Annotated in this window: 19 protein-coding genes and 2 pseudogenes; 10 read left to right on the top strand and 11 right to left on the bottom strand. The window is 72.4% G+C overall.

Annotated features, from left to right (window positions below; all coding sequences use genetic code 11):
* The first annotated feature begins 276 nt into the window (after nt 1–276).
* Together AB0G56_RS13430 and AB0G56_RS13425 are read left to right on the top strand one after the other, a co-directional pair.
* The gene (locus AB0G56_RS13430; RefSeq protein ID WP_360968189.1) at nt 277–423 is read left to right on the top strand and encodes a hypothetical protein; all 147 of its coding nucleotides are present in this window, start codon (nt 277–279) and stop codon (nt 421–423) included.
* Nucleotides 424–571: 148 nt separating this feature from the next.
* A complete protein-coding gene (locus AB0G56_RS13425; RefSeq protein WP_360968186.1) occupies nt 572–2704 on the top strand; it encodes an FG-GAP-like repeat-containing protein in 2133 nt (710 codons plus the stop codon).
* Between the two features lie 136 nt (nt 2705–2840).
* On the opposite strand, the gene AB0G56_RS13420 is transcribed toward AB0G56_RS13425, so the two are convergent.
* Nucleotides 2841–4058, bottom strand: a complete 1218-nt coding sequence (locus AB0G56_RS13420; RefSeq protein WP_360968183.1) for an MFS transporter — start codon at nt 4056–4058, stop codon at nt 2841–2843.
* Nucleotides 4059–4161: 103 nt separating this feature from the next.
* Between AB0G56_RS13420 and AB0G56_RS13415 the strand changes: the two genes are divergently transcribed.
* Nucleotides 4162–4995: a helix-turn-helix transcriptional regulator gene (locus AB0G56_RS13415; protein WP_360968181.1), complete on the top strand. Its 834-nt coding sequence runs from the start codon at nt 4162–4164 to the stop codon at nt 4993–4995.
* An 18-nt stretch (nt 4996–5013) separates the two neighbouring features.
* On the opposite strand, the gene AB0G56_RS13410 is transcribed toward AB0G56_RS13415, so the two are convergent.
* A complete protein-coding gene (locus AB0G56_RS13410; RefSeq protein WP_360968179.1) occupies nt 5014–5349 on the bottom strand; it encodes a hypothetical protein in 336 nt (111 codons plus the stop codon).
* Nucleotides 5350–5603: 254 nt separating this feature from the next.
* Here AB0G56_RS13410 and AB0G56_RS13405 point away from each other — a divergent pair, with 254 nt between their 5' ends.
* Together AB0G56_RS13405 and AB0G56_RS13400 are read left to right on the top strand one after the other, a co-directional pair.
* Nucleotides 5604–7772, top strand: coding sequence for a hypothetical protein (locus tag AB0G56_RS13405; protein ID WP_360968176.1), 2169 nt, complete (start codon nt 5604–5606; stop codon nt 7770–7772).
* A gap of 5 nt (nt 7773–7777) precedes the next feature.
* Entirely contained in the window at nt 7778–9397 is a 1620-nt protein-coding gene (locus AB0G56_RS13400) for an amino acid ABC transporter substrate-binding protein (RefSeq protein WP_360968173.1), read from the top strand.
* A gap of 23 nt (nt 9398–9420) precedes the next feature.
* On the opposite strand, the gene AB0G56_RS13395 is transcribed toward AB0G56_RS13400, so the two are convergent.
* The 4 genes from AB0G56_RS13395 to AB0G56_RS13380 all read right to left on the bottom strand — a co-directional run bounded on the left by AB0G56_RS13395 (nt 9421) and on the right by AB0G56_RS13380 (nt 13788).
* On the bottom strand, nt 9421–10119 hold the full coding sequence (locus tag AB0G56_RS13395) for a DUF4097 family beta strand repeat-containing protein (RefSeq protein ID WP_360968170.1): 699 nt from the start codon (nt 10117–10119) through the stop codon (nt 9421–9423).
* A 302-nt stretch (nt 10120–10421) separates the two neighbouring features.
* On the bottom strand, nt 10422–12188 hold the full coding sequence (locus AB0G56_RS13390; RefSeq protein WP_360968167.1) for an amidase family protein: 1767 nt from the start codon (nt 12186–12188) through the stop codon (nt 10422–10424).
* 137 nt (nt 12189–12325) lie between these two features.
* Entirely contained in the window at nt 12326–12940 is a 615-nt protein-coding gene (locus tag AB0G56_RS13385; protein WP_360968165.1) for a TetR/AcrR family transcriptional regulator, read from the bottom strand.
* Entirely contained in the window at nt 12940–13788 is an 849-nt protein-coding gene (locus tag AB0G56_RS13380) for an oxidoreductase (protein ID WP_360968162.1), read from the bottom strand. Before AB0G56_RS13380 ends, AB0G56_RS13385 begins: the two co-directional genes overlap by 1 nt.
* A 414-nt stretch (nt 13789–14202) precedes the next feature.
* Between AB0G56_RS13380 and AB0G56_RS13375 the strand changes: the two genes are divergently transcribed.
* Nucleotides 14203–14712: an N-acetyltransferase gene (locus AB0G56_RS13375; protein ID WP_360968159.1), complete on the top strand. Its 510-nt coding sequence runs from the start codon at nt 14203–14205 to the stop codon at nt 14710–14712.
* A 27-nt stretch (nt 14713–14739) separates the two neighbouring features.
* On the opposite strand, the gene AB0G56_RS13370 is transcribed toward AB0G56_RS13375, so the two are convergent.
* The 4 genes from AB0G56_RS13370 to AB0G56_RS13355 form a co-directional block, all read right to left on the bottom strand.
* Nucleotides 14740–15492: a glucose 1-dehydrogenase gene (locus tag AB0G56_RS13370; protein ID WP_360968156.1), complete on the bottom strand. Its 753-nt coding sequence runs from the start codon at nt 15490–15492 to the stop codon at nt 14740–14742.
* A gap of 91 nt (nt 15493–15583) precedes the next feature.
* Nucleotides 15584–16015 (bottom strand): Rrf2 family transcriptional regulator, encoded by a 432-nt coding sequence (locus tag AB0G56_RS13365; RefSeq protein WP_360968394.1) that lies wholly within the window; start codon nt 16013–16015, stop codon nt 15584–15586.
* A 231-nt stretch (nt 16016–16246) separates the two neighbouring features.
* On the bottom strand, nt 16247–17605 hold the full coding sequence (locus AB0G56_RS13360; RefSeq protein ID WP_360968153.1) for an APC family permease: 1359 nt from the start codon (nt 17603–17605) through the stop codon (nt 16247–16249).
* On the bottom strand, nt 17598–19289 hold the full coding sequence (locus AB0G56_RS13355; protein WP_360968151.1) for an amidohydrolase: 1692 nt from the start codon (nt 19287–19289) through the stop codon (nt 17598–17600). The genes AB0G56_RS13360 and AB0G56_RS13355 overlap by 8 nt, the downstream gene beginning before the upstream one ends.
* A 130-nt stretch (nt 19290–19419) precedes the next feature.
* Here AB0G56_RS13355 and AB0G56_RS13350 point away from each other — a divergent pair, with 130 nt between their 5' ends.
* The 3 genes and pseudogenes from AB0G56_RS13350 to AB0G56_RS13340 form a co-directional block, all read left to right on the top strand.
* Nucleotides 19420–20019 (top strand): TetR family transcriptional regulator, encoded by a 600-nt coding sequence (locus AB0G56_RS13350; RefSeq protein ID WP_360968149.1) that lies wholly within the window; start codon nt 19420–19422, stop codon nt 20017–20019.
* A gap of 75 nt (nt 20020–20094) precedes the next feature.
* Nucleotides 20095–20442, top strand: a pseudogene (locus tag AB0G56_RS13345) (GNAT family N-acetyltransferase); the annotation flags it as partial.
* A gap of 4 nt (nt 20443–20446) precedes the next feature.
* Nucleotides 20447–20719, top strand: a pseudogene (locus AB0G56_RS13340) (hypothetical protein); the annotation flags it as partial.
* A gap of 36 nt (nt 20720–20755) precedes the next feature.
* On the opposite strand, the gene AB0G56_RS13335 reads toward AB0G56_RS13340, so the two are convergent.
* Nucleotides 20756–21883 carry an ABC transporter substrate-binding protein gene (locus tag AB0G56_RS13335; RefSeq protein WP_360968146.1) on the bottom strand — a complete coding sequence of 376 codons (1128 nt, stop codon included), beginning with the start codon at nt 21881–21883 and terminating at the stop codon, nt 20756–20758.
* Between the two features lie 397 nt (nt 21884–22280).
* Here AB0G56_RS13335 and AB0G56_RS13330 point away from each other — a divergent pair, with 397 nt between their 5' ends.
* Nucleotides 22281–23042 (top strand): SDR family NAD(P)-dependent oxidoreductase, encoded by a 762-nt coding sequence (locus AB0G56_RS13330; RefSeq protein ID WP_360968144.1) that lies wholly within the window; start codon nt 22281–22283, stop codon nt 23040–23042.
* The last annotated feature ends 47 nt before the right edge of the window (nt 23043–23089 follow it).

Here is a 23089-nt window from a genome sequence, read left to right as displayed (position 1 = left end):
CGGGGGCCTTATCCCGCTCGGCATTCGGTCCATCCTTTCCCGGCGCGCGGCCGGTCATGCATACGGGGCGCAGGTTCGGCGGTGCCGGCCCGGCCGGGGTGGTCCCGGCGGTGCGCAGGTCGGGGCGCGGGGAGCCGTACGGTCATGTCTTCGCTGGTGAAAGGGGTTGAGTCACCTTCACGGGATTCACCCATGTGCTTTACTTTCGCCCGGCGAGGCCCTTGCGTCTCGCGGTGCCCGCACTCCGCTCCCTCTCGGCTCCGAGAAAGGAATCACATGGCGACAGGTCGTGCCTCCGGGACGCTGCTGCCCGGCTCCGCCTGCGTTCTGACGGAGTGTCCGAAGGCCACCGGCCGGGCCACCGGCGATGCCCGCGGCTCCGGGCGGCGCCCCGTCCTCGCCGAACTCAGCGCCACCGGCTGACACATGCGCCTGCGCTGAGCCCCGCCGAGGTGCTCCAGGGCAGGTCCGCCGTCGTCATCCGCCTTCTCGCGCGGCCGGTTCCACCAGCCTGCTCCGGTGTCCTGGCCGGGCCGCCCGCGCACTGCGACCCCAACGGGAGAGGTTCATCGTGTCAAGACCCCGCTCAACCTCCGCGAGGAGCGCCGGCCTGCTGGCCGCCGCGGTCCTCGCGGCCGGCTGCCTGACCGTGTCGGAGGCACACGCCGTCACCGGCCCCGCCGTCACCGACAACGGGTTCGCCTTCGCCGCGCGCCTGGACATCGGCGACGGGCAACGTGCCTGCTCGGCGGCGCTGGTGGCCCCGCAGTGGCTGGCCGCGTCCGCGCACTGCTTCGCCGATGACGGTGCCGCCCAGGTGCCCGCGGGCAAGCCGAAGTGGAAGACGACGGCCACCATAGGCCGCACGGACCTGACGAGCACCGCCGGTCAGGTCCGTGAGGTCGTCGAGCTGGTTCCGCGCAGCGACCGCGACCTGGTCCTGGCGCGGCTCTCCTCGCCTGCCACCGGCATCACCCCGGTGGCGCTCGCCTCGACGCCGCCGGCCGCCGGTGACGAGGTCACGGTGGCGGGGTTCGGCCGGACCAAGGACGAGTGGGCGCCGCTCAAGCTGCACACCGGGACCTTCAGCGTCGACTCGGTGAACGGCGGCACGCTCGCCCTGCACGGCAAGACCGCGGCGGACGCCGTCTGCGCCGGTGACGCGGGCGGCCCCATCGTGCGCCAGAAGGACGGGAAGACGGAGCTGGTCGCCGTCAGCAGCCAGTCCTGGCAGGGCGGTTGCTTCGGCACCGACCCGGCCGAGACCCGCAACGGCGCCGTCTCCACCCGCCTGGACGACGTGGCCCGCGGCAACGTCCTCGCCTCCGGCGGCGTCCTGCTGCCCGGGGACACCCTGACGTCCAACTCCGCACGTCTGACCATGCAGGACGACGGCAACCTGGTCGTCGTCTCCGACTCGGGCCAGACCCGGTGGTCGACGAAGACCGGCGGCCACCCGGGCGCCCGTGCGCGACTGGACGCGAACGGCGACCTGGCCGTGGTCGACAGCGACGGGACCACCGTCCTGTGGCACACCGGCACCAGTGCCGCCGGCGGCTCGCTCGTCCTCCAGGACCGCGGCAACCTCGTCCTGCGCAACGCCAAGGGCGAGGCGCAGTGGGCCGCGGGCACGACGGTCCGTCACGACTACAACGGCGACGGCCGCAGCGACATGGCCGACTGGTACGACTACGCCGACGGTCACGACACGGTGCACACCTTCCCGGCGAAGGCGGACGGCGGCTTCGACAGCCCGGCCGAGGGCTGGTCCACCGCGGCCGGCAACTACTGGGCCGAGAACATGAAGCGCTTCACGGGCGACTTCAACGGCGACGGCATCGCGGACGTGGCCACCTTCTACGGCTACTCCACGGGCGAGGTCGCCCTGATCACCTGGCTCGGCAAGGGCGACGGCACCTTCTCGGCCCCGCAGCGCTCCTGGAGCGCCGCCACCGGCTGGACGTTCTCGCGGATGACCGTGAACGCGGGCGACTTCAACGGTGACGGCCGCGACGACGTCTCCGTCTGGTACGACTACGCCGACGGCCACGACACGCTGCACACCTTCCTGGCCCGGCCCGACGGCGGCTTCGCCAGCCCCTTCACCTCCTTCGACCGCGCCAGCGGCAACTGGGACGTCAGCCACATGAAGTTCACCACCGGTGACTACAACGGCGACGGCCGCGACGACCTCGCCGCGCTCTACGGCTACGCCACCGGCGAGGTCAAGCTCTTCACCTTCCCGGCCAAGCCCGACGGCGGGTTCGCTGACCCGGTGGCCGGCTGGAACTCGCCCACCGGCTGGGAGTTCGCCCGCGCCACCCTCGTCTCCGGCGACTTCGACGGCGACGGCCGTGACAACGTCGCCGCCTGGTACGACTACGCCGACGGCAGCGACAAGCTGATCGGGTTCTCCCCCAGCGGCCCCAACGGTGTGTTCGGCAACCGCACGGAGCTGTGGGCCACCCCGGCCGGCAACTACTACCGCGAGAACATGCAGCTCGTGACCGGTGACTACAACGGCGACGGCCGCGACGACCTGGCCACGTTCTACGGCTACTCCGACGGCAGCGTGAAGACCATCACCTGGACCGCGAAGGCCGACGGCACCCTCGACGCCCCGGCGGGCAGCTGGTCGGCGGCGAAGGGCAACTGGACCTTCAGCCGCGCCCACATGATCGAGCGCTACAACAGCCCCTCCTAGCAACGGCTGTCGACCGGCGGGCTGCCCCGCCCGCCGGTCGGCCCGCCCCATGACGCCAGGGCCTCTTGACAGCTCGCGGACATCGAGTCCGGCGAGTCGCAAGAGGCCCTGGTGTCGTATGCCCGCCCGGGTGGCGTCAGTTGCCGGGCTCGGTGGCCGGGCGGGGGATCAGGGCGTGCACGACGCCGGCCACCACGGCGATGCCGACGCCGGTCAGGCACAGGGCGCGGGCGGTGATGTCGTGGTCGACGAGGATGCCGCCGAGGGCCGCTCCGAGGGCCTGGCCGAGGTAGATGCCGGAGGAGTTGAAGGAGATGACGACACTGGGCAGCGTCGGCACCAGCTCGGTCAGCCGGTGGTTGTTCGGAGTGGCCACGGCCCAGCCCGCGGCGCCGTTGAGCGCCATGACGATGACGACGGGCACCAGGGAGGTGCACACCGTCAGCAGGGCGAGCGTGACGATGAGCAGGGCGACGGCGCAGGTGAGGGTGCGGGCCGCGCCCAGCCGGTCGGTGAGGAAGCCGCTGCCGAAGGAGCCGAAGATGCCGCCGAAGCCCCAGGCGAGCAGCGCGGCCGCGAGTGCGGTGCCGTGGATGCCGGCGATCTGGGCGAGCACGGTCGCGGTGTAGGTGTAGACCATGATGCTGGCGCCGCTGGCCAGGAGCATGAAGACGACCATCACCACGACCCGGCGGTTGGCCAGGACGGCGAACCGCTGCGCGAGCGGGATGGACGGCGGGATCGGCAGACCGGGCAGCACCAGCAGCACACCGAGCAGCGCGACCGTGCCGACGGCCGCGACGAAGACGAGGCTGGCCTCCCAGGACACGTGCTGGCCGATGGCCGTGCCGACGGGCACACCGAAGACGGTGCCGACGGTCAGGCCGCCGAGGATCACCGAGAGGGCGCGTCCGCGGGCCGCGGGCCCGGCGAGCGCCGCCGCCGCGGCGGAGGCGTTGGGCGTGTACAGGGCCGCTCCCAGGCCCGCGACGACCCGCGCCACCAGCAGCAGCGGCAGGTTCGGTGCGGCGGCGGAGGCGAGGTTGGCGAGGACGAACAGGGCGAGCGCGACGGCGAGCAGGGGCTTGCGGGGCAGCCGGCTGGTCAGTACGGCCAGGAAGGGCGCCGCCAGGCCGTAGGTCAGGGCGAACGCGGTGATGGTCTGCCCGGCCTCGCCGGTGGAGACGTGCAGGCCGCCGGCGATCTGGGGCAGGATGCCGGCCAGGACGAAGGAGTCCGTGCCCATGGCGAAGGAGCCGAGGGCGAGGACGGCGACGGGCCTTCCCCAGGCGGGTGCGGCCGGCTGCGCCGCGGTGGGGCTGTTCGTTCCCGTGGTGGTCGATTTGGTGGTCACACAAGAAGAGTGCGGCTTCGCGCGAAGGGGGTACAGAGGGCCAATCATGCTGGTGTAATGACCACCAGGACACGGCCCGGAAGGGGATGCTTGGATGGCCGGCATGCAGCGAGAGCTTCTGGCGGCGTTCCTCAGGTCCCGGCGGGAGTCGCTCTCCCCCGAGCGGCTCGGACTGAGCCCGGGACCGCGGCGCCGCACCCCGGGACTGCGCCGCGAGGAGGTCGCCCAGCTCTCCGGGGTGAGCCTGACCTGGTACACGTGGCTGGAGCAGGGCCGGGACATCCGGGTGAGCCGGCAGGTCCTCGAAGCCCTCGCCCAGACGCTCCAGCTGACCCCGGCCGAGCGGCGGCACCTGTTCACCCTGGCGGAGACGGCGCTGCCCACCGAGCCGGCGCGGCCGGCGGCGGTGAACCCGACCCTGCGCAAGCTGGTGGAGACCCTCGACCCGAACCCGGCGCACGTCATCAACGACTGCTGGGACGTGCTGGCCGCCAACCGGGCCTACGCCTCCCTGGTGGGCGGCCTCGAACAACTGCCGCAGGAGGAACGCAACAGCATCTGGCTGCTGTTCACCCGCCCGCAGATGCAGTCGCTGCTGGTCGACTGGCAGCACGAGGTCCGCGACATCCTCGGCCAGTTCCGCATCGCCGTCGGCCAGCACCCCGACGATCCGCGGACCACCGCGCTCATCGACACGCTGACCAGGTCGAGCAGCCAGTTCCGCGCCCTGTGGTCCGAGCATCCCGTGCGGGCGTTCCGGCCGACCATGAAACGCTTCAGCCACCCGGCGGCCGGGCGGCTCGACCTGAACTACACCAAGCTGGACGTGGCGGAGGCGCCCGACCAGCATCTGGTGGTGTTCATGCCCGCCTCCGAGACGGACGAGCGCGCGCTGGCCCGCCTGGTCGCCGAGTCCCCGCAGGAGGCCCTGCTGTAGTCCGGGGCCGGGCCCGGATCACTCCGGGTGCCCCAGGGCCTCCTTCTGCAGGCGCACCGCCGCGAGCAGACTCAGCTGCGGCTCCGCCTGCCGCAGCGCCTTCAGCGCGGCCATGGACGCGAGGTCCCCGGTGAAACCGGCCTCGGCCAGCCGGGAACGCACCCAGTCGGCGCGCAGCCCGCTCTCGGTGGCGGCGGCGGTGGACCGGACGAGCGCTGCGGCTCGTTCCAGGCCCGGGCGCTCCTCGGCAGACGCCTCGGCCAGCGCCTGCCGCAGGGCCGCCGCGACCACGTCGGCGTCCCGGATGACCAGCACGTAGTCGTGCTTCTTGTTCAGTCCCGCGAGTGCTGCCATGCGCATCACCGTGCCGGTCGCACGCGCCCCGCGGCAAGCCACTTGAGGATTTCCAGAGGCTCGGTCCGCCCCGCGCCTCCGGCCGCCCGTTCCCAGCTGTCCGTTCCGCGCCGCCCCCGCGGTTTCCAACCCCCCGTCACCTTCGCATCGTTACGTGACTTTGTCCGTGCGGATGGCCCGGTATTCCAGTAATCTCCTTCCACCACAACGATCACCGCCCTGCCGCGGGGAGCATCCATGGGGGATCCGGATCAGTGTGCGAGGACCTGGGGTTCGAACGACTCCTGGACGAAGAAGGCTTCTTCGCGTCCCTGCTCGGCCGGTCGGCCTCGGGTGCCGGCCGGGAACCGCTGTACGGCCCCGATCTTCCCGTCGTGCTGCTCACCGGCGGCCCCGGCATGGGCAAGGGCCGGCTGCTGCGCGCCGTACGGGACCGTTTCGGCGGCAAAGTGCCGGTGATCTACCTGGACTGCGGCTCGCCGGTGTACGCGGACCGGGCCGAGCCCGAGCCGGACGCGCGCTCGGCCGCGACCGAGCTGCTGGCCGAGACCGCCCGGCGGCTCACCACCTGGCACGGCACGGGCGGCTCGTTCGCCTTCCCCCGTCTCTTCGCGGGCCTGGCGATGCTGGCGACGGGCATCGCGGACGGCAGCCCCGCCGCGGTCGCGGAGGAGGTCGAACGGTACGAGGAGTTACCGCAGCGGCAGCGCCTGCGCGGCCTGGGAACCGGCGACTTCTGGCGCGGCGCGCTGCTCGGCGCCGGCCACAACCTGCTGACCACCCTGGCCGGGCGCGCCCTCGACCCGTACTCGGCTTCGGTGAGCACCGCCCTGCTGGACGCCCTCTTCGCGAACCTGGCGCCCCGCGGCCGTACGGAGCTGGCACGGATCTACGGCGCCTATCCCGGCGCCGCCGGCCAGCCCGAGCACGGGCTGCGCGCCCTGGCCGCCGACTTCCAGGCCGGCGGGGAGGACCGGGAGCTGGCGGAGAGCTTCCTCTTCCGGGCGCTGCGCGAGGACCTCGAAGCGGCGTACACGGGCATGGTGGGCTGGCTGCGCCGGGTCGGCCGCCCGGCGGTCCTCCTCGACCGCGCCGAACAGCCGCTGGGCGAGCAGTTGCTGCGGGCCGTGCTCGCCGACCGGCGGGGCGGGCAGCGCGACCGGGTGGTGATCGTGGCCACGGCCCGCCGTGCGGACGGCGGCGCCTTCCTGTACGGGGGGCTGCCGCGCGAGGAGGTGTCGCCACCGGCCGAGTTCCGGCCCGCCGACGGCGTCCCCGACCGCTGGGCCCGGCGGGCGGACCCGCAGCCCGAGCGGGCCCCGCTGGCCGACGGGGTGCTGCTGCTGCGCATGCCCTTCCTCACCGGTGACCAGCTCCGCCAGGAGATCCAGCGCGGGCGGCGGCGCACGGACGCGGAGGGCGGGGCGCACCGGCGCCGGATCGACGCCGCCGTGGCCCGGCTCAGTGGCGGACGGCCGTACACGGTGATCCGGCTGGCGGCCGCCGCCGCGGCGTTCCGGATGCCGGCGGACGCCAACGACCGGGACATCCTGGACGCCCCGCTGCGCCTGCCGGACGACGGCGAGCGGGAGCGCCCGGTGGCGGAGGCGCTGCTGCGGGGCCTGGTGCTGGACCAGTTGCCGGTGCGGTTGCCGGGCGAGCACCACGACCAGTGGCTGGACCTGCTCACCCATCTCTCGGTGGCGCACGACGCCGAGTGCGCGGACGTCCTGCTCCGTCACCACCAGGCCTCCCGCGTACACCGGCTGACGGTACATCAGATCACGCAGTTGCTCGTCGACACCGGGTGGCCCGGCTGCGAACGGCACTTCATCGGGGACTTCGGGCTGCGCCAGCTGCTGGTGCACCGGTTGTACGGGCTGCGGCCCGACGGCGCCGCCTGGTACGCCGACCAGCGGTTGCTGTGCGACCACTACACCGCGCGCACGGCGCAGGAGGGGGCGGCGGCGGGTGAGGCGTTCCGTTCGGTCACGGCGCACCGGATGAACCACCACCTGGTGTCCGGCGGCGTCGACGACGTGGTGCGCCACCTGGCTGCCACGCTGCCCGGCCGCCCCCGGCAGTGGTGCGCGGAGCTGCTGGAGATCGCGCAGGCACCCTACCCGGGCGGGGCGGACACCCGCCGGGACCGCGCGCAGGGCCTGGTCGCGGTGGACGGTCCCGCGCTGCGCCGCACGGTCGACCAGCTGCTGCACGCGGTGTGGCTGTGCGAGGAGCGGACCAGGCCGACCGGCCGGGAGACCGCCCGCACGCTGGCCAAGCTGCTGGACCTGCTGTCGATCATGGAGTTCGACGGCGCGGGGGAGCTCGGCAGGACGGCCACCGACTGGAGCGGCCTCGCGGAGAACGAGCAGCCGCTGCTGCGGTGTTCGTGCACGGACCAGCTCGGACGGAGGAGGTAACCGGGGTGCCCAGGTGGAAGAAGATCCTCTACACGCTGCTGGCCACGGCGCTCGTCGTGGCCGCGGCCCTGTACGGCGTGTACGTGCTGAACCGGCCGGACACCTGCGCCGCGGGGGTCGAGCGGATCGGCGGCGAGTGCGTCGGTGTCAACGCGACGGGGTACGACTTCGGCACCCCGGAGATCAAGGCCGTGGCCGAGGCCATCCGGCAGGAGAACGAGAAGATCGCCGGCCAGCCGCACGTGACGGTGGCGGTGATGCTGCCGCTCCAGTCGGACACCCCGGCGCTGCGGCGGGAGATGCGCGCCGATCTCCAGGGCGCCTACCTGGGGCAGCTGAAGGCCAACGCGGGTGAGGGCGAGCCGCCGAAGATACGGCTCGTGCTGGCCAACCCGGGGCGGGAGTACGGCCATCAGGCGAGCGTCGTCGACACCCTGCTGCGCATGGCGGCCTCCGCCACGGACCGGCTGCGTGCCGTCACCGGGATCAACCTCAGCCTCGACGAGACCCAGGACGCGGTGCGGCGGCTCACGGAGCACAAGGTGCCGGTGCTCGCCTCCCGGATCACCGGGGACCAGATCGCGAACGAGGACACGGCGGACCGTACGGCGAAGCCGCGCTATCCCGGCCTGGCCCGGATCATCCCGACCAACCACGACGTGGCCCAGGCGCTGGCCGCGTTCAACGGTGCGCAGGGCCGGGAGGACCGCAGGACGGTACTGGTCTACGACAGGCGCCCGGACAGCTACAACCAGTCGCTGGCCAAGGCGTTCAGCGGGATAAAGGAGACCGGCCCGCCCGGTCCCGACGCGATGCCCTTCACCTCGCCCGCGATCGACGAGGCCGGGTCGACCGGCAATCAGTTCACGCAGATCGCCAACAACATCTGCGGCAGTTCGGCCGACACCGTCTACTTCGCGGGCCGCAGCCTGCACCTGAGGCTGTTCGCCCTCAAGCTCGCCCAGATGGACTGCGGCAACCGGCACTACACCGTCGTCAGCGGCTCCGACGGGGCCTCGTTGCGGCAGAGCATGTCCCAAGCCGACTGGAAGCAACTGCGCGACGCGGACGGCAGCGCGAAGGTCACGGTGCAGTACGGCGCCCCCGCGCATCCCGACTCCTGGGCCGCCGAACTGGCCGCCTGGACGAAGCGGTGGACGTCGGCCCACCACCGCGCGCCCGCCGCCGCGGACCTGCCCCAGTACCTCACCGAGCCCGAGGCGGCCCTGAACTTTCTGAAGGCGCTGATCGAGACCACCCGCCACGACGGGACGGGCCTTGGCGCCGCGCCCGACCTGGAGGACTCTCGCACGATGCTCGTCTACGACGGCCTGGTCACCATCGGCACGGCCCTGCACCAGGTGCAGAACGGCGACGCGGGCACGATCCCCACGCTGGAGGACGTCGGCACCGAATGGTCCCAGTTGCAGTCCACGCACCGGGTGCCGGGCACGAGTGGCCTGATCTGCCTGACCGCCGCCGGGAACCCGTACGACAAGCCGGTCGCGGTCGTCGAACTGGATCCCGGCCAGGCGGGCCAGGGCAGGCTGCGGTTCGTCGGCCTCGGCTGGCCCACCGGCCACCCGCAGCCGGTGAACTGCGTGATCCCGAGCCGCTCCCGCTGACGGGCGCCGTCCCGCAGGACCGGCTAACCTGCCCGCTTCACCGTCAGGTCGCCGTTGGTCGTCGACAGGTCGAGGCGGTACGTTCCCGAAGGGTCGTTCTCGAAGGCCACTTTCCGATGGCCGTTGGAACTGTCCGCCGAGACCTGGTACTTGGCGGTCGGCGCGGTGACGTCGAGGCCGCCGTTCGTCGTACGGGCCTTGATGTTCTGCGGGGTGGCCGTCTCGATCGACACCTCGCCGTTGGAGGTCTGCGTGTCGATGCCGCCGCCCTTGACGTCCTTGACGCGGACGCCGCCGTTGGACGTGCGCAGCTTCACCGGTCCCCTCGCGCCGTCCACCGTGATCCGGCCGTTGCTCGTGTGCACGTCGACCGCGCCCACGCCGGTGAGGGTGAGGCCGCCGTTGGACGTGCCCCCGCTCACCGGGAGCCCGGCGGGCACGGTCACGGCATAGTCGATGCCGCAGTTCTTGCCGCAGCCGGACAGGGTGAGGACGCCGTTGTCGACCCGGACGGACGTGCCGCCCGGCTTGTCGCCCCGGTAGCTGACCTTGCGGTGCACCGAGACGGCGGAGGCGTCCGCCGAAGTGCCCACCTCGACCGTGCCGTCGCTGTTGTCGAGGCGGACCGAGGTGACCTTCTGGGACACCTCGGCATCGTCCTCGAAACTCTTCTGTTCGATGACCGAGCAGGCGGAGAGCCCGCCGGCTGCTGTCGCGGCCAAGGCCACTGCTGTGACGGCGTAAGCCGGTCGGCGTCGCATGGAATCCCCCGTACGGAGCGAATCGGATCGATGATCAGTGCCCGTGACCGGCCATCGGTGCCCGGTGGTCGGTGACCGGGGACCGATGGCCCGTGATCGGTTCCCGTGATCCTACGCAGCGACGGAGCCGCGTCCCATGGGGAAAACCCCCGAGTCAGGGGCGGCAGGGTACGCGTGCCCGGACTGGTTCCGTGTGCGGCGGGGGGCCGCGCCGTGGCCGACGCCCGGTGTCCGTGTCCGGGCGCGGCCTCGGCGTGCGCGGCTCAGCGGGAGTGGGAGCGGGAGGCGGCGGGCGGGGACGTGGGCAGGTAGCGGGGCGCCCGGCGGGCGTCCAGGCGGTGCTCCACGGCCGCCCCCAGCGACAGCAGTTCGGCGTCCTGGTGATCGCCGCTCATCAGGAGCAAGCCGACCGGCAGTTCGCCCACGAACCCGGCGGGCACGGACAGGGACGGGTAGCCGGCGACGGCGGCCGGGGTGGAGGACGGGATCACGTCGTTGTCACCGCGCGCGCAGTCGGTCGTCCACGCGGGCGGGTTCGTCGGGGACGCGATCGCGTCCAGGTGGTGGGCGGCCAGGGTCTCGTCGATGGAACGCCGGGAGAGGTCCTTCAGTTCGGCACGCATGGCCCGGTACCCCGGGTCCGTGGTCGCCGGCGCGGCCAGCGCCTCCTCGAAGAGTTCCTGGCCCGCGAAACAGGTCCGCTCGGCCGCGTGCGTACGGTTGAAATCGATCAGCCCGGCCAGGTCCCGCGGTCCCTGGCGGGTGGCGAGGTAGGAGTCGATGTCCCGGTGGAACTCGCTCAGCAGCGCCGGGAACTCGAGTTCTGCGAGGCGGTCCTGATAGGGCGGGGTCACCTCGACGACCTGCGCACCCGCGGCGCGCAGCCGCGCCGCCGTCCGGGTCATCAGGGCATCCACGTCCGCGCCGAGCGAGGGCAGCCGCCACAGGCCGATCCGCTTGCCGCGCAGCGCGGCGGGCCGCAGCGCCGCGTCCGTGAGGCGGGCGGCGTCCGCGGTGCGCGCGGCGTGGGCGGTGTCGCGGCCGGAGGGTCCGGAAATCCCGGAGTGTGCGGAAATCCCTGAGGGTCCGGAATTCCCGGGGAGTTGGGAGAGCACGGAGAGGGTGAGCGCGACGTCGGTGACGTTGCGGGCCATGGGGCCCGCCGTGTCCTGCTCCGCGGAGATCGGGACGACGCCCTTCTGGCTGACCAGGCCGAGGCTCGGCTTGTGACCGACCACCCCGTTCATCCCGGCCGGGCACACGATGGAGCCGTCCGTCTCGGTGCCGATCGCCACCTGGGCCAGCGACGCGGCGAGGGCGGCGGCCGACCCCGAGGACGAGCCGCAGGGGTTGCGGTCCAGAACGTAGGGGTTGTGGGTCTGGCCGCCCACCGCCGACCAGCCCGACGTGGGTTTCGCCGCACGGAAGTTGGCCCACTCGGACATGTTGGTCTTGCCGAGGATCACCGCGCCCGCCGCCCGCAGCCTCTGGACGAGGACCGCGTCCGCGCCCGGCGGCTTCCCGGCCAGCGCGAGCGAGCCCGCCGTGGTCGGCATGTCGCGGGTGTTCACGTTGTCCTTGAGCAGGACGGGGATGCCGTCGAGCGGCCCGCGGGCCGCGCCCCGGCGGTGCCGCACGTCGCTGGCAGCCGCCTGCCGCAGGGCCGTCGGGCTGGTCCGCAGTACGGCGTCGATCTTCGGATCGACGGCCTTGATCCGGCGCAGGTACGCCCGGGTCAACGCCGTCGAGGTCAACGACCCGTGCTGCATGCGTGCCTGTAATTCGGGGATGGTCACCGTGTCGAGATCGACGCCATCGACGCGTGGGGCCTGGCGGGGTGACGGTGCGTCGGCGGAGGGCGGGGCTTCGTGGAACAGCGAGGCGGCGAGGGCCGGCGGTGCGTCCAGGGAGGGCGGTGCGGCGCCACCGCCCGGTTCGGCGGCTTCCGCCCGCTGTCCCTGCGCGCCCGCCGCCAGGAGGGGCGCCATCGTCAGGGCCGCGGCCAGCGCCGCGATGCTTTTCCTTCTCATGCCCGACAGCCCACTACAGGCGCCTCACCCCCCGCAAGCCCGCCCCCGCCCGCCCGCTGCTTTCGGCCGGTCGCGGAGCGGCGAACGGCTGGAAATCCCAGCTCGGTTCCTGGGCTTCACCGTCGGTGCCAGATGTGTCAGGCGGTCAGACCGGCGCTGGTCAGCCAGATGTGTTCGCAGGTCGAAGATGCTTTTTGCAGCTCCTCGCGGGAGACTTGCGAGGCGTGGTAGAAGGTCCGCTCGATCATCCAGCACAGGGCGCGGGCCATCGCCGGAGCTTGCTCCGGTTCGGTGCCGGCCCGCACGCCGGCTCGTTCCAGGACAGCGGTGATGGCCGTGATGAACAGGTCAGCAGTATGACTCCACAACTCACCGATCTCCGGCACGGTCAACGACAGGTCGATCGCCGTACGCATGACCAGGCCGTGCTCGTTCCACAGCTCGACCGTGCGCCGCATCGCCTCTGCGATGGCCTGGCGCGGCTCGTCGGCCTGCGCGGTGGCCCGGGACCGCTCCCACAGGTGCTCGACGGTCCGGGCCACGAGCGCCGTGACCACTTCCTGCTTGGAACCGAAGTAGAAGTACAGGGCGCCGCGCGTGATGCCGGCGCCCTGGGCGAGGTCGCCGACGGTCATGGCGTCGTAGCCCTTCTGCGCCAGCAGGGCTTCGCAGGTGTCCAGGATGGCCCGCTCCCTGACATCGCCCTTGCGTTCGGTGGCGCGCCGGCTCCGCGCGGGGTGGTGGCCCGGCATCAGAGCTGGGCCCCCTCGGCGAAGTCGGTCGTACGGGAGAGCGTCTCCCACGCGCGGATGTCCTCGTCCACGGCCGTGCGTGCGGCGGTGACCAGCCGCAGCGCGTCCGAGCCGAGGACGAGGTGGGCCGGCGGCTGGTCGACCGACGCGATGTGTACGACGGCGTCCCCGGCCTTGGCCGGATCGCCCAGCTGGTTCCCGCTGGCCTTCTGCCGCGCTTCGCGGATGGGGGCGAACAGCTCGTCGTAGTCGTCGACGGACCGCGCGGCGCGTGTCATGGACCGTCCGGCCCAGTCGGTGCGGAAGGAGCCGGGCTCGATCGCCGTCACGTGGATCCCGAACTGTGCGACCTCCTTGCCCAGCGCCTCCAGGATGCCCTCCAGGGCGAACTTGCTGCCGCAGTAGGCGGACATGCCGGGCACGGCCATGAGCCCGCCCATGGAGGTGACGGCCATCAGGTGTCCGCGGCGGCGCCGGCGCATGTGGGGCAGCGCCGCCTGGAGGGTGGCCACCGCCCCGAACACGTTGACCTCGAACTGCCGCCGCACCTCGGCCAGCGGTGTTTCCTCGAAGGTGCCCTCCAGGCCGTAACCGGCGTTGGCGATGACGACGTCCAGGGGGCCGACGCTCCGCTCCGCCTCCGCGACCACGTGCGAGACGGCGTCACCGTCGGTCACGTCCAGGATGCGGCCGTGAGCGTACCCGGGTTCGAGCTCTTCGAAGGCCCGCAGGTCATCCTCGGAGCGGACGGTGCCGACGACGGTGTGCCCGGCCGCCAGAGCGGCTTGGGCGAAGGCACGCCCCAGGCCCGTACTGACGCCGGTGATGAGCCACTTCTGTTCCTGCACTGCTCCTCCAGGGAGTACTCGAAGGGAGCTGGAGCGCCCCCCTGGAAAAACTCTACACGACGTCGATTTTTACCATCGCCGTGTAGGTTCTGGCGGCCCCACGGCCCCACGGCCCCACGTCTCCGCGGCCCCGTCGACCGCCCCACGCCGGTCTCCCCGAGCGCGATGCGGTGAACGGGGCGGTCCCGGACGAGTCATTGCGCTATGGTGTCCGGCGTTCGTGTCCCAACCGGATCGAGAAAGTCGGGAGGTGAGGGTCGATGACCGCGCTCAAGGCCACTGCCCTGTGCTCCGCCCGGACCACCCTCACGTCCCGGGCCGTGGCCTGACCTCGTCCGAATTCGCCTCGCTGGGAGCGTGAGCTCGCGAGGCGACACCGATACGAACCAGCCATGGAACGGATCTCCATCCATCGTGAGCATCGACTGGATCACGCGCGCTGAGACCAGCGCCGACATCTCCACCATCCGGGACATCAGCCTCGCCGCGTTCGGCACTCCCTCGGAGGCCGACCTCGTCGACGCCCTGCGCGCCGACCCCTCATGGATCAACGGACTGTCCGTCGTCGCCGCCGGCCACGACGGCAGGCTCGTCGGCCACGCGCTGCTGACCCGCTGCCACATCGACGACACCCCGGCCCTGTGCCTGGGTCCCGTCGCCGTCCGGCCCGAACACCAGAGGACCGGCGCCGGCTCCGCGGCGATCCGCGCCTCGTTGCGGGCCGCCGAGAAGCTTGGCGAGCACTTCGTCACCGTCCTCGGACACCCGGCGTACTACCCGCGGTTCGGCTTCACTCGCGCTTCCGAGCACGGCATCGGACTCGGCATCGACGTCCCGGACGAGGCCATGATGGCCCTCACCCTCGACGCCGGCCGCCCGCTGCCCAGCGGCACGGTCCATTACGCCGCACCGTTCGGCATCTAGGGCCCTTCTGGTGGACTCTGGTGGACCCTAGAGCTGCGTGGCGCCGCCGTCGACGAACAGTTCCGCGCCGGTGGTGAAGGTGCTTTGGTCACCGGCCAGGTAGAGGGCGGTGGCGGCGACCTCGTCGGGACGGCCGACGCGGCCGAGCGGGGTCGGTGGGGCGGGCTCGGCGGCGGTGGTCCGATCGCCGTGCGGGAAAGCGGCGCGGAGCTCGTCCCCGCCCGGGGTCTCGACAGGGCCGGGAGTGAGGGTGTTGACGCGGATTCCCCGGCCGGCCAGTTCGGCGGCCCAGGTGCGGGCGAGGCTGCGGATCGCGGCCTTGGTGGCGGCGTAGATGCCCAGGCCCGGGACGGACCGCAGGGCCGCGCTGGAGGAAAGGAGCACCACCGAGGCGCCGGCCGTCAGCAGCGGCAGCGCCTTTTGGACAGTGAAGACCGTGCCCTTGAGATTGATCGAGGTAGTGCGGTCGTACTCCTCCTCGGTGATCTCGCCCAGCGGGCCGTAGTCGCCGACCCCGGCGTTGGCCACCACGATGTCCAGGCGGCCACTGCGGTTCGCGACCTCGGCGAAGAGCCGGTCGAGGTCGCCGAGGTCCGAGGCATCGCCCTGGACGGCGATGCCTCGGGCGCCGACCTGCGCGACGGCGGCGTCCAGCGCGGCCTTGCGGCGCCCGGTCAGGTAAACGGTCGCCCCCTCGGCGGCGAAACGGCGGGCGATCGCCAGGCCGATGCCGCTGGAGGCGCCGGTGACGAGAGCGGTCTTGTCGTCCAGCTGTCCCATGAGACTCTCCGTTTCTTGATGTAACCATTTTTGTTACATCGATGGGTGCGGAATGCGATCCCCTCGGTCAGGGGAAGTCGACGGTCCGAGGTCAGGCGGCTTTCAGGACGTCCCGCAGCACGTCCTCCAGCGTGGTCTTGGCCAGCTCCCTGCGCAGGGCGGCCTCCACATCGTCGTACACGGCGGACATCGCCGGCCCGATGCCGTGGCCCACGACGCACTCGGGGTCCGGTGTGGCTCGATGCAGGGCGAAGACGGGGCCCGGTTCGATCGCCTGGTAGACGTCGAGCAGGGTGATCGCCGCCAGGTCCCGCGCGAGCCTCCAGCCCGCCCCCGCCCCCCGCCGTGAATCGGCCAGCCCCGCCTTGCTCAGCTTGGCCAGCAGGCGGCGGATCACCACCGGGTTGGTGTTGACGCTCGTCGCGATCTGCTCGGAGGTGGCGACCTCGTGGCCACGCCGCTGATACAACCCGATCCACGTCAGGGCGTGCGCCGCGATGGTCAGCCTGCTGTTGGCACTCACGCCGGACTCCACCTCCCTCACCCCTCGGTTCTTGTCGTAACGATAGTTGTTACAACTGCGCGCGGCAAATACTGCGGGGCCTGCCGGGGCAGGCGGCGGCGTCAGCTCGAACATCGCGGCGATCGCCGCCGCCGGCTCGTCCCGGGTCGCCACCGCCTCGCGGGTGTCCGGGGTGTCCGGGGAGCCGCCCCCCCGTGGGGCGGTCCCCTGAGTCGTTCCGGGCGCCCCCGCTCACTCCTCCAGGTTCAACGTCCGCGCCGGCCTGCGGAATCCGCTCGTACGGAAGGCGAGGACGGTCACACCCGCCAGCGCCCAGACGACGCCCACCACCTTGGCCGGGGTGTCCAGACTGATCCACAGGGCCACGTTCACGAGGAACCCGAGGGCCGGCAGCAGCACCTGCAGCACGGCCGCGACAGGGCCCCGGGCCTCCGCCCGCCCCGCGCGCCGGTCGCGTACCCAGAAACCGATCACCGCCAGGTTCACCGCGGCGAAGGCGACGTAGGCGCCGAAGTTGATCAGTGAGGCCGCGCTGCCGAGGTCGAGGAAGACGGCGGAGGCGGCGACGAGGCCCACGAGGAGCACGTTGAGGGCGGGGACACCGGTGCGCGGGTCGAGCCGTCCGAAGACCGCGCGCGGCAGCATGCCGTCGCGCCCCATGGCGAAGAGCAGCCGTGCCGCACTCATCTGCTGGGTCAGACCGCAGCCGAGCACCGCCGTGAGGTAACCGCCCACGAACACCGACTGGAACGCGGCACCGCCGATGTACTTGGCGATCTCCGGTGAGGCGCCCACGATGTCGCCCACGGCCGACACGTCGGGGAACAGCGTCTGCATGGCGTAGGTGACGGCCAGGAAGAACACCCCGGCGGCGACCACGATGAGCAGGATGGCCCGTGGGATGTCCCGGCGCGGCCGCTCGGCCTCCTCGGAGAGCGTGGAGACGGCGTCGAACCCCAGGAAGGACAGCGCCAGCAGCGACGCGCCGCCGAACAGGTCGGGCAGCGACACCGTGGCCGGGTCCAGACCGGTCGTCCCGAAGGACTCACCATGGGTGAGGACGGCCCGCACCGCGAACACGAGGAACGCGAGGGCCACACCGGCCTGGATGACGACGAGGGCCACGTTCACCTTGGCGGCCATCTTCACGCCCACCAGGTTCAGCGCCGTGCACACCACGACGGTGGACAGCACCCACACCCACGCCGGGACGCCCGGGAGCACCGCGCCCATGTAGATCGCGGCCAGCAGGGCGTTGAGCATGGGCAGCAGCACGTAGTCCAGCGTGGCGGACCAGCCCACCAGGAAACCCACGGGCGACCCGAGCGCCTTGCCGGCGTAGGTGTACACGGATCCGGCTGAGGTGATGCGGCGGGCCATCCGCGCGTAGCTGAGCGCGGTGAGTCCCACCGCCACGAGGACGGCCAGGTAGGCGAGCGGCACGTGGCCGTCGGTCGCCTCGGAGACCAGGCCGAAGGTGTCGAACACCGCGAGCGGGGCCATGAAGGCCAGGCCGAGGAAGACGATGTGGCGCAGTTTCAGGCTGCGGCGCAGCCGTGCGCCGCCCTCGCCGGGAGAGAGGTCAGGCATGGGCATGGCCGCCTTCGGCGTGGGCGGAGCAGGAGGTGAGCGCACCGTGGTGGCCGGGGGTGGCGCGCGCCGTGGCGGCCTCGTGGACGACCTCGCCGCCCACCCAGGTGGTCTCGGCGCGCTGCTCCAGCAGGGCAGCCGGGTCCGCTTCGAGCGCGTAGAGGTCGGCGGACCAGGCGACGAGGTCGGCCTTCGCTCCCTCGCGGACGACGCCGTACTCGCCCTCCCGGTGCCAGGCCCATGCGCCCTCGGCGGTGTAGCCGCGCAACGTGTCGTCGAGTCCGATGCGCTCCTGCGGGGTCCAGGCGTCCTTGCCGTCGAGGCCGGCCCGGGTCAGGGCCGAGTAGAACCCGACGAGGGGGTCCATCTCGCCCACCTGCCAGTCGCTGGAGAGGGCCACGTGGGCGCCGGAGGCCATGAGCGAACGCAGTCGCCAGGCGCGGTCCCAGCGGGCCTCGCCGATGTTCTCCATCCAGGTGCCGGCCACGAGGTCCGGGGAGCAGTGGCGCGGCTGCATGGCGGCGGTGACGCCGAGCCGGGCGAAGCGCGGCAGGTCCTCCGGCGCGAGGCACTCGACGTGCACGATGCCGTGCCGGCGGTCGCGGGTGCCGTTGGCGCGGGCGGCGTGTTCGATCGCGTCCAGGGCGAGGCGGATGCCGCCGTCGCCGGTGGCGTGGGTGTGGGTCTGGAAGCCGAGGCGGTCCAGTTCGGTGATGACCTGGGTGAGTTCGCCGAGGGGCGCGGAGGGGTGGCCGCGGTGTCCGGGCCGGTTGGCGTAGTCCGCGAGCATCCAGGCGTTGTGGGGTTCGATGACGTCGTCGGCGTAGAGCTTGACGGGGCCGAACGCCAGGCGGTCGCCGCTCGGGGCGGCGTCGGCCGCCGCGCGCAGCCGCTGCCGGAAGGCGCCGTCGGACCCCATGGGGTGGAAGAGCGCCGCGACGACGCGGGAGCTGAGGCGGCCTTCGTCCCGGGCGCGCCGGAACAGGTCGATCTCCGCGAGCGGGACCTGGGGCTCCACCACGGTGGTGATGCCGGCGGCGGTGGCCATCTCCAGGCTGCCCAGCAGTTTGCGGTAGCGCCGCTCGGGCGAGTACATGGGGATGTCGCGCTGCAGGCCGGCCAGGCCCGCCGTGGTCATGGCGCTGGTGTAGAAGTCGGTGACCCACCCGGTCGCGTGTCCGTCGGCGTCCCGCTCCGGGCGGCCCCAGGGGATGTCGCCGCCCTCGTCCAGGCCGAGTGCGCCTACGGCGGCGTCGTTGAGCCACACCGAGTGCTGGTCGTAGGTGGTGACGAAGACGGGGCGGGAGGTGAGTCCTGCCAGGTCGCGGGCGGCGGGGCGGCGGCCGGGGACCACGGAGTACACGGCGTTCTCGGCGCAGATCCAGGTCAGGTCGGGACGGGCGTCGGCGAGTTCGGCGATGCGGCGGCGGACCTCTTCGAGGGTTTCGGCGCCTTCGAGGCTGACGGCGTCGGGGTCGAAGCCGAGGAGCAGGTGGTTGTGGCTGTCGATGATGCCCGGGGTGAGGAGGCCGCCGTCCAGGCGGCGGTGCTCGCGGGCCGCGGGGGCGTCCGCCTCCTCGCCGACGAAGGCGATGCGACCGCCGGTGATGCCGACGGCGCCGGCCCAGGGCCGGGCGTCGTCGAACGTGCGCACACGAGCGCCGGTGATCAGGGTGTCGAGCATGGTGGGTCCTCGGTTCTGGGGGCACGCCACGTGGGGGTGGCGAAGGCATGCCGAGACGGTGCGCGCGTTATTTGTCATCGGCGTCAAAGAATGGGTCGAGTCTCATGAGGATCTCGGCTACTGTCAAGGCATGGCCCGCCCCAAGAACCAGGACGAACGCCGCGCCCACCTCATCCAGGCGGTCATCGACACGACCGCCACCACCGGGCTGCGCTCCCTCTCGCTCGCGGACGTGGCCCGCCGGGCGGGGCTGACCCGCGGGGCCGTCCTGTACTACTACGACGACCTGGACGCCCTGCTCAGGGAGGCCTACCGGGCGGGCATGGAACGCTTCTGCGACCGGCGGGACGCGCTGCGGGGCAGCATCGAGGACCCCGCGCGGCTGCTGGGCGAGACGATCCGCGCGGGGCTGCCGACGGGTCCCGACGACGCGCTGATGCGCCTGCTGTACGAGTTCGACGTGGTGGCGGGAACCTCACCGCTGCACACCACACTGGTCGAGTCGATGTACGAACGGCAGTTGGCCACGTACCGGACCGTGCTGGAGCACGGCGTCGACACCGGCGCCTTCCGCCTGACGCTGGACACGCCGACGGCGGCCCTGAACCTCGTGGCGCTGGAGGACGCCTACGGCCTGCACATCGTGGCCGGCAACGGTCAGATCAGTGTGCGGCGGGCCGTCGAGGCGATGTTCGCCGCGGCAGGGGCGTTCGGCGCACCGGCCGCGTGAAGGGTCTGCAAAACGGGCCGGTGGACGGGCCGGTGGACGGGCCGCGGCGCCGTCGCCGGCAAGCCCGGTACCTACGTCATCTCTGACAAGGAGACCGACCGGCTCCTCGGGACCCTCGTGCTCGACCGACGCACGGCCGACCTGCCCGGACACGTCACCGCGGAGGGCGGCGAGCTGGAGCTGTCGTACCTTCTGCGGCACAGCAGCCAGGGCGCGGGGCTGGCCTTCGAAGCCACCACGGCCGCCCTGCGTGCCGCCGCCGCCGAACTGCCCGACCAGCCGGTCCTGCTGGTGACCCGGACCGCCAACTCCCGCTCCCTCCGACTGGCCGCCCGCCTGGGCTTCCGACGTGTGGGCACCTTCGAGGCGTACGACGCGGAACAGACCCTCGCGGCGGCCGAGCTGCACTCGTTCACCACCTGAAGCCCAGATCGGTTACCTACGTGCGGCAGGCCGATGGGCCGTGAGCGAGGTCAGCAATCACTCGACCGGCTACTGCCCGGACGTCAGCTCCTGGTCGACGGTCGCCCGTGCGCTGGACGGCGCCGGGCTCGGGCGGCCGTCCGGCTTCACCCATCAGGTGGTCTTCCGACGGTGTCCTGACTGCCAGGAGCACGACATCGTGCGCGAGCACCACTTCGTCCGTGTCTTGTGCGGCAGCGATCTGCCTGAGGCGTGGAACGTGGATCCCATCGCGTGACCACGCTCAGGTGAATGACGGCCGGCCTTCATGTCGTCATGGAGTCCGCACGGGGACGTGACGGGTTCGGAAGCGGTCAGGTCGTGTGGGGTCCCGGTCGACGACCTGAACCGGGGCCCCGGCCCACTGCCACACGCTGATGCCCGGGACGCGGGAGAAGCGGACCGGCCCGCGGGTGCCTTCTACTGCGACGCGCGTCCAGGAGCCGGCGGTGCGCGTGCCGTCCGGGCCGTGCGTACGCAACACGTCCGCGAGGACGGCGATCGTGTCGTAGCCCTCGAAGGCGACGAAGGAGGGTGCTTCGGCCAGCCGCTCACGCAGGGCCGCCCCGACCCGTTCGCCCAGTGGACCGAGGCGCTCGGGCAGGTAACGCAGGAACGGGACCTCGGCGCCGTCGGCGCCCAGCAGCGTCGCCCATTCGGCCAGCTCCGGCTGCCCGGCCGGAGCGCCGATCAAGGTGTCGGCCAGGCGTTCGTCGCGGCGTACGGCCTTGACGATCGAGACCGCCGGTTCCGGGTGGCCGACCAGCAGCAGGAGGGCCGTCGCGCGATGCTCGACGAGCGCGTCGCACACCGCCGCGGGTGTGAGCGCGCCCATGTCGAGTTCTACGACGCTGCCACCGCGCGGAGCGAGGTGGTCGCGCAGGATGCGGGTCCCCGACGCCCAGTAGACGCTCGGTACGGTCGCCACGGCGATACGGCTGTGGCCCGCGCCGAGCAGGAAGTCCGCGTAGATCTGCCAGCCGCGGGACTGCGGCGGGGCGAGGCGCGCGACGTGGTCCGTCGGCTGTTCGGTGAGCGCGTCGAGAACCGCCGAGGAGCAGAGGAACGGCAGGCCGAGGGCGTCGGCCCTGGCCGCGGCGGCGCGGGCGACGACGCTGTGGTATTCCCCCGCCAGGGCGGCCACGCCCAGGTGAGCCAGTTCGTCCACGGCCACCGCGGCCCGCTGCGGGTCGGCCGCGGTGTCCCGGACCACCAGCTCCAGTGCTCTTCCGTCGACCCCCCCGGAGTCGTTGACGTCGCGCACGGCCAGTTCGAGTCCGGCCAGCAGGTGTCGACCGGCCTCGGCCCAGCCGGGCCGGGTCAGCGGCACGAGAGCGCCGATCCTGACGGCCGATGCCTCGGTCCGCTCCGCTCCGGACGGTGGCGATGCTGGCCTGTTCATGTGTCGGCGTCTCCCGGGTGGCGATCCGGTCGCAGCCCGACCGGATCGCTGAGTTGACATCAGTGGCGCCGAGAGTAGCCGAATCGAGGACGACCGCCCCGGCCGCGGGGGTGCCGCCCGGCACCGCACACAAAGAACGTGCAGGGGGACGGATACGGAGACCACATATGAGGGAGGCGGTCCCTTGAGTCCCTTGAGACCCTTGAGGCGAGTACGGACGTCGTACGTGTCGGTCGGTGAACGGCACCGCGTCGGCAGGGTGGCCCTGCCGGACCCCCGGGAGGCGGGGGCCCTGCCTCCGGCCGGAGAACAGGTCCACGCTGAGGAACGTCACCCGCACTCATCGACCGCGGCCACCGGTTCCTCGCGGCCGGCGGCCCCAGCAGGAGCACAGCCCATGGACATCACCCACCGCACCGTCTTCATCGCCGGCGCCACCTCCGGCATCGGCCTCGAACTCGCGCGCCGCTTCGCCGCGGCCGGCAGCACCGTCATCATCGGCGGACGGCGCACCGACCTGCTCGACCGGCTCGCGGCCGAGGGGTTCGGCACCGTTCCCCTCGACGTGACCGACCAGGACAGCGTCGGCCGCGCCCGCGACACGGTCCTGGCCGGCCACCCCGATCTCGACACCGTCGTGACCATGTCCGGCGTCATGCTCCCCGAGGACCTGCGCGACCCCGCGCACTTCAGCGTCACGGAGCGGACGGTCGACACCAACCTCCTCGGCACCATCCGCGTCGTCGACGCGTTCACCCCGCACCTGATCGGACGCGGCGCGGGCACGGTCGTCACGGTGACGTCGGGCATCGGGTTCCTGCCGTTCCCGCTCCTGCCGACCTACGCCGCCTCGAAGGCCGGCGTGCACGCCTACTCCGAGGCGCTGCGCGCCCAACTGGACGGCACCGGCGTCGAGGTCTGCGAACTCGTCCCCCCGGCGGTCGCCACCACGCCGGAGCAGGCACGGCTCAACCCCCGTGCGCTCGGGCTCGCGGAGTTCGCCACCGAGGTGATGGACCTGCTCCGCGGCGAGCCCACTCCGCGCGAGGTGCTCGTCAAGGGCGTCCTGATGCACCGGTGGGCCGAACGCGACGGCACCTACGAGGAGTTGGTCGCCCAGCGCTCACAGGCGCTCGCCACGCTCCCGAGCCGCCGGTAACGCGGCCGGCAGCCGCCGACGAAGCGGCTCGGCAGCCGATGGTGCGG

It is taken from the genome of Streptomyces sp. NPDC021356 (assembly GCF_040641015.1).
Lineage (GTDB): Bacteria > Actinomycetota > Actinomycetes > Streptomycetales > Streptomycetaceae > Streptomyces.
This window is presented reverse-complemented; position numbering and strand designations above follow the sequence as displayed.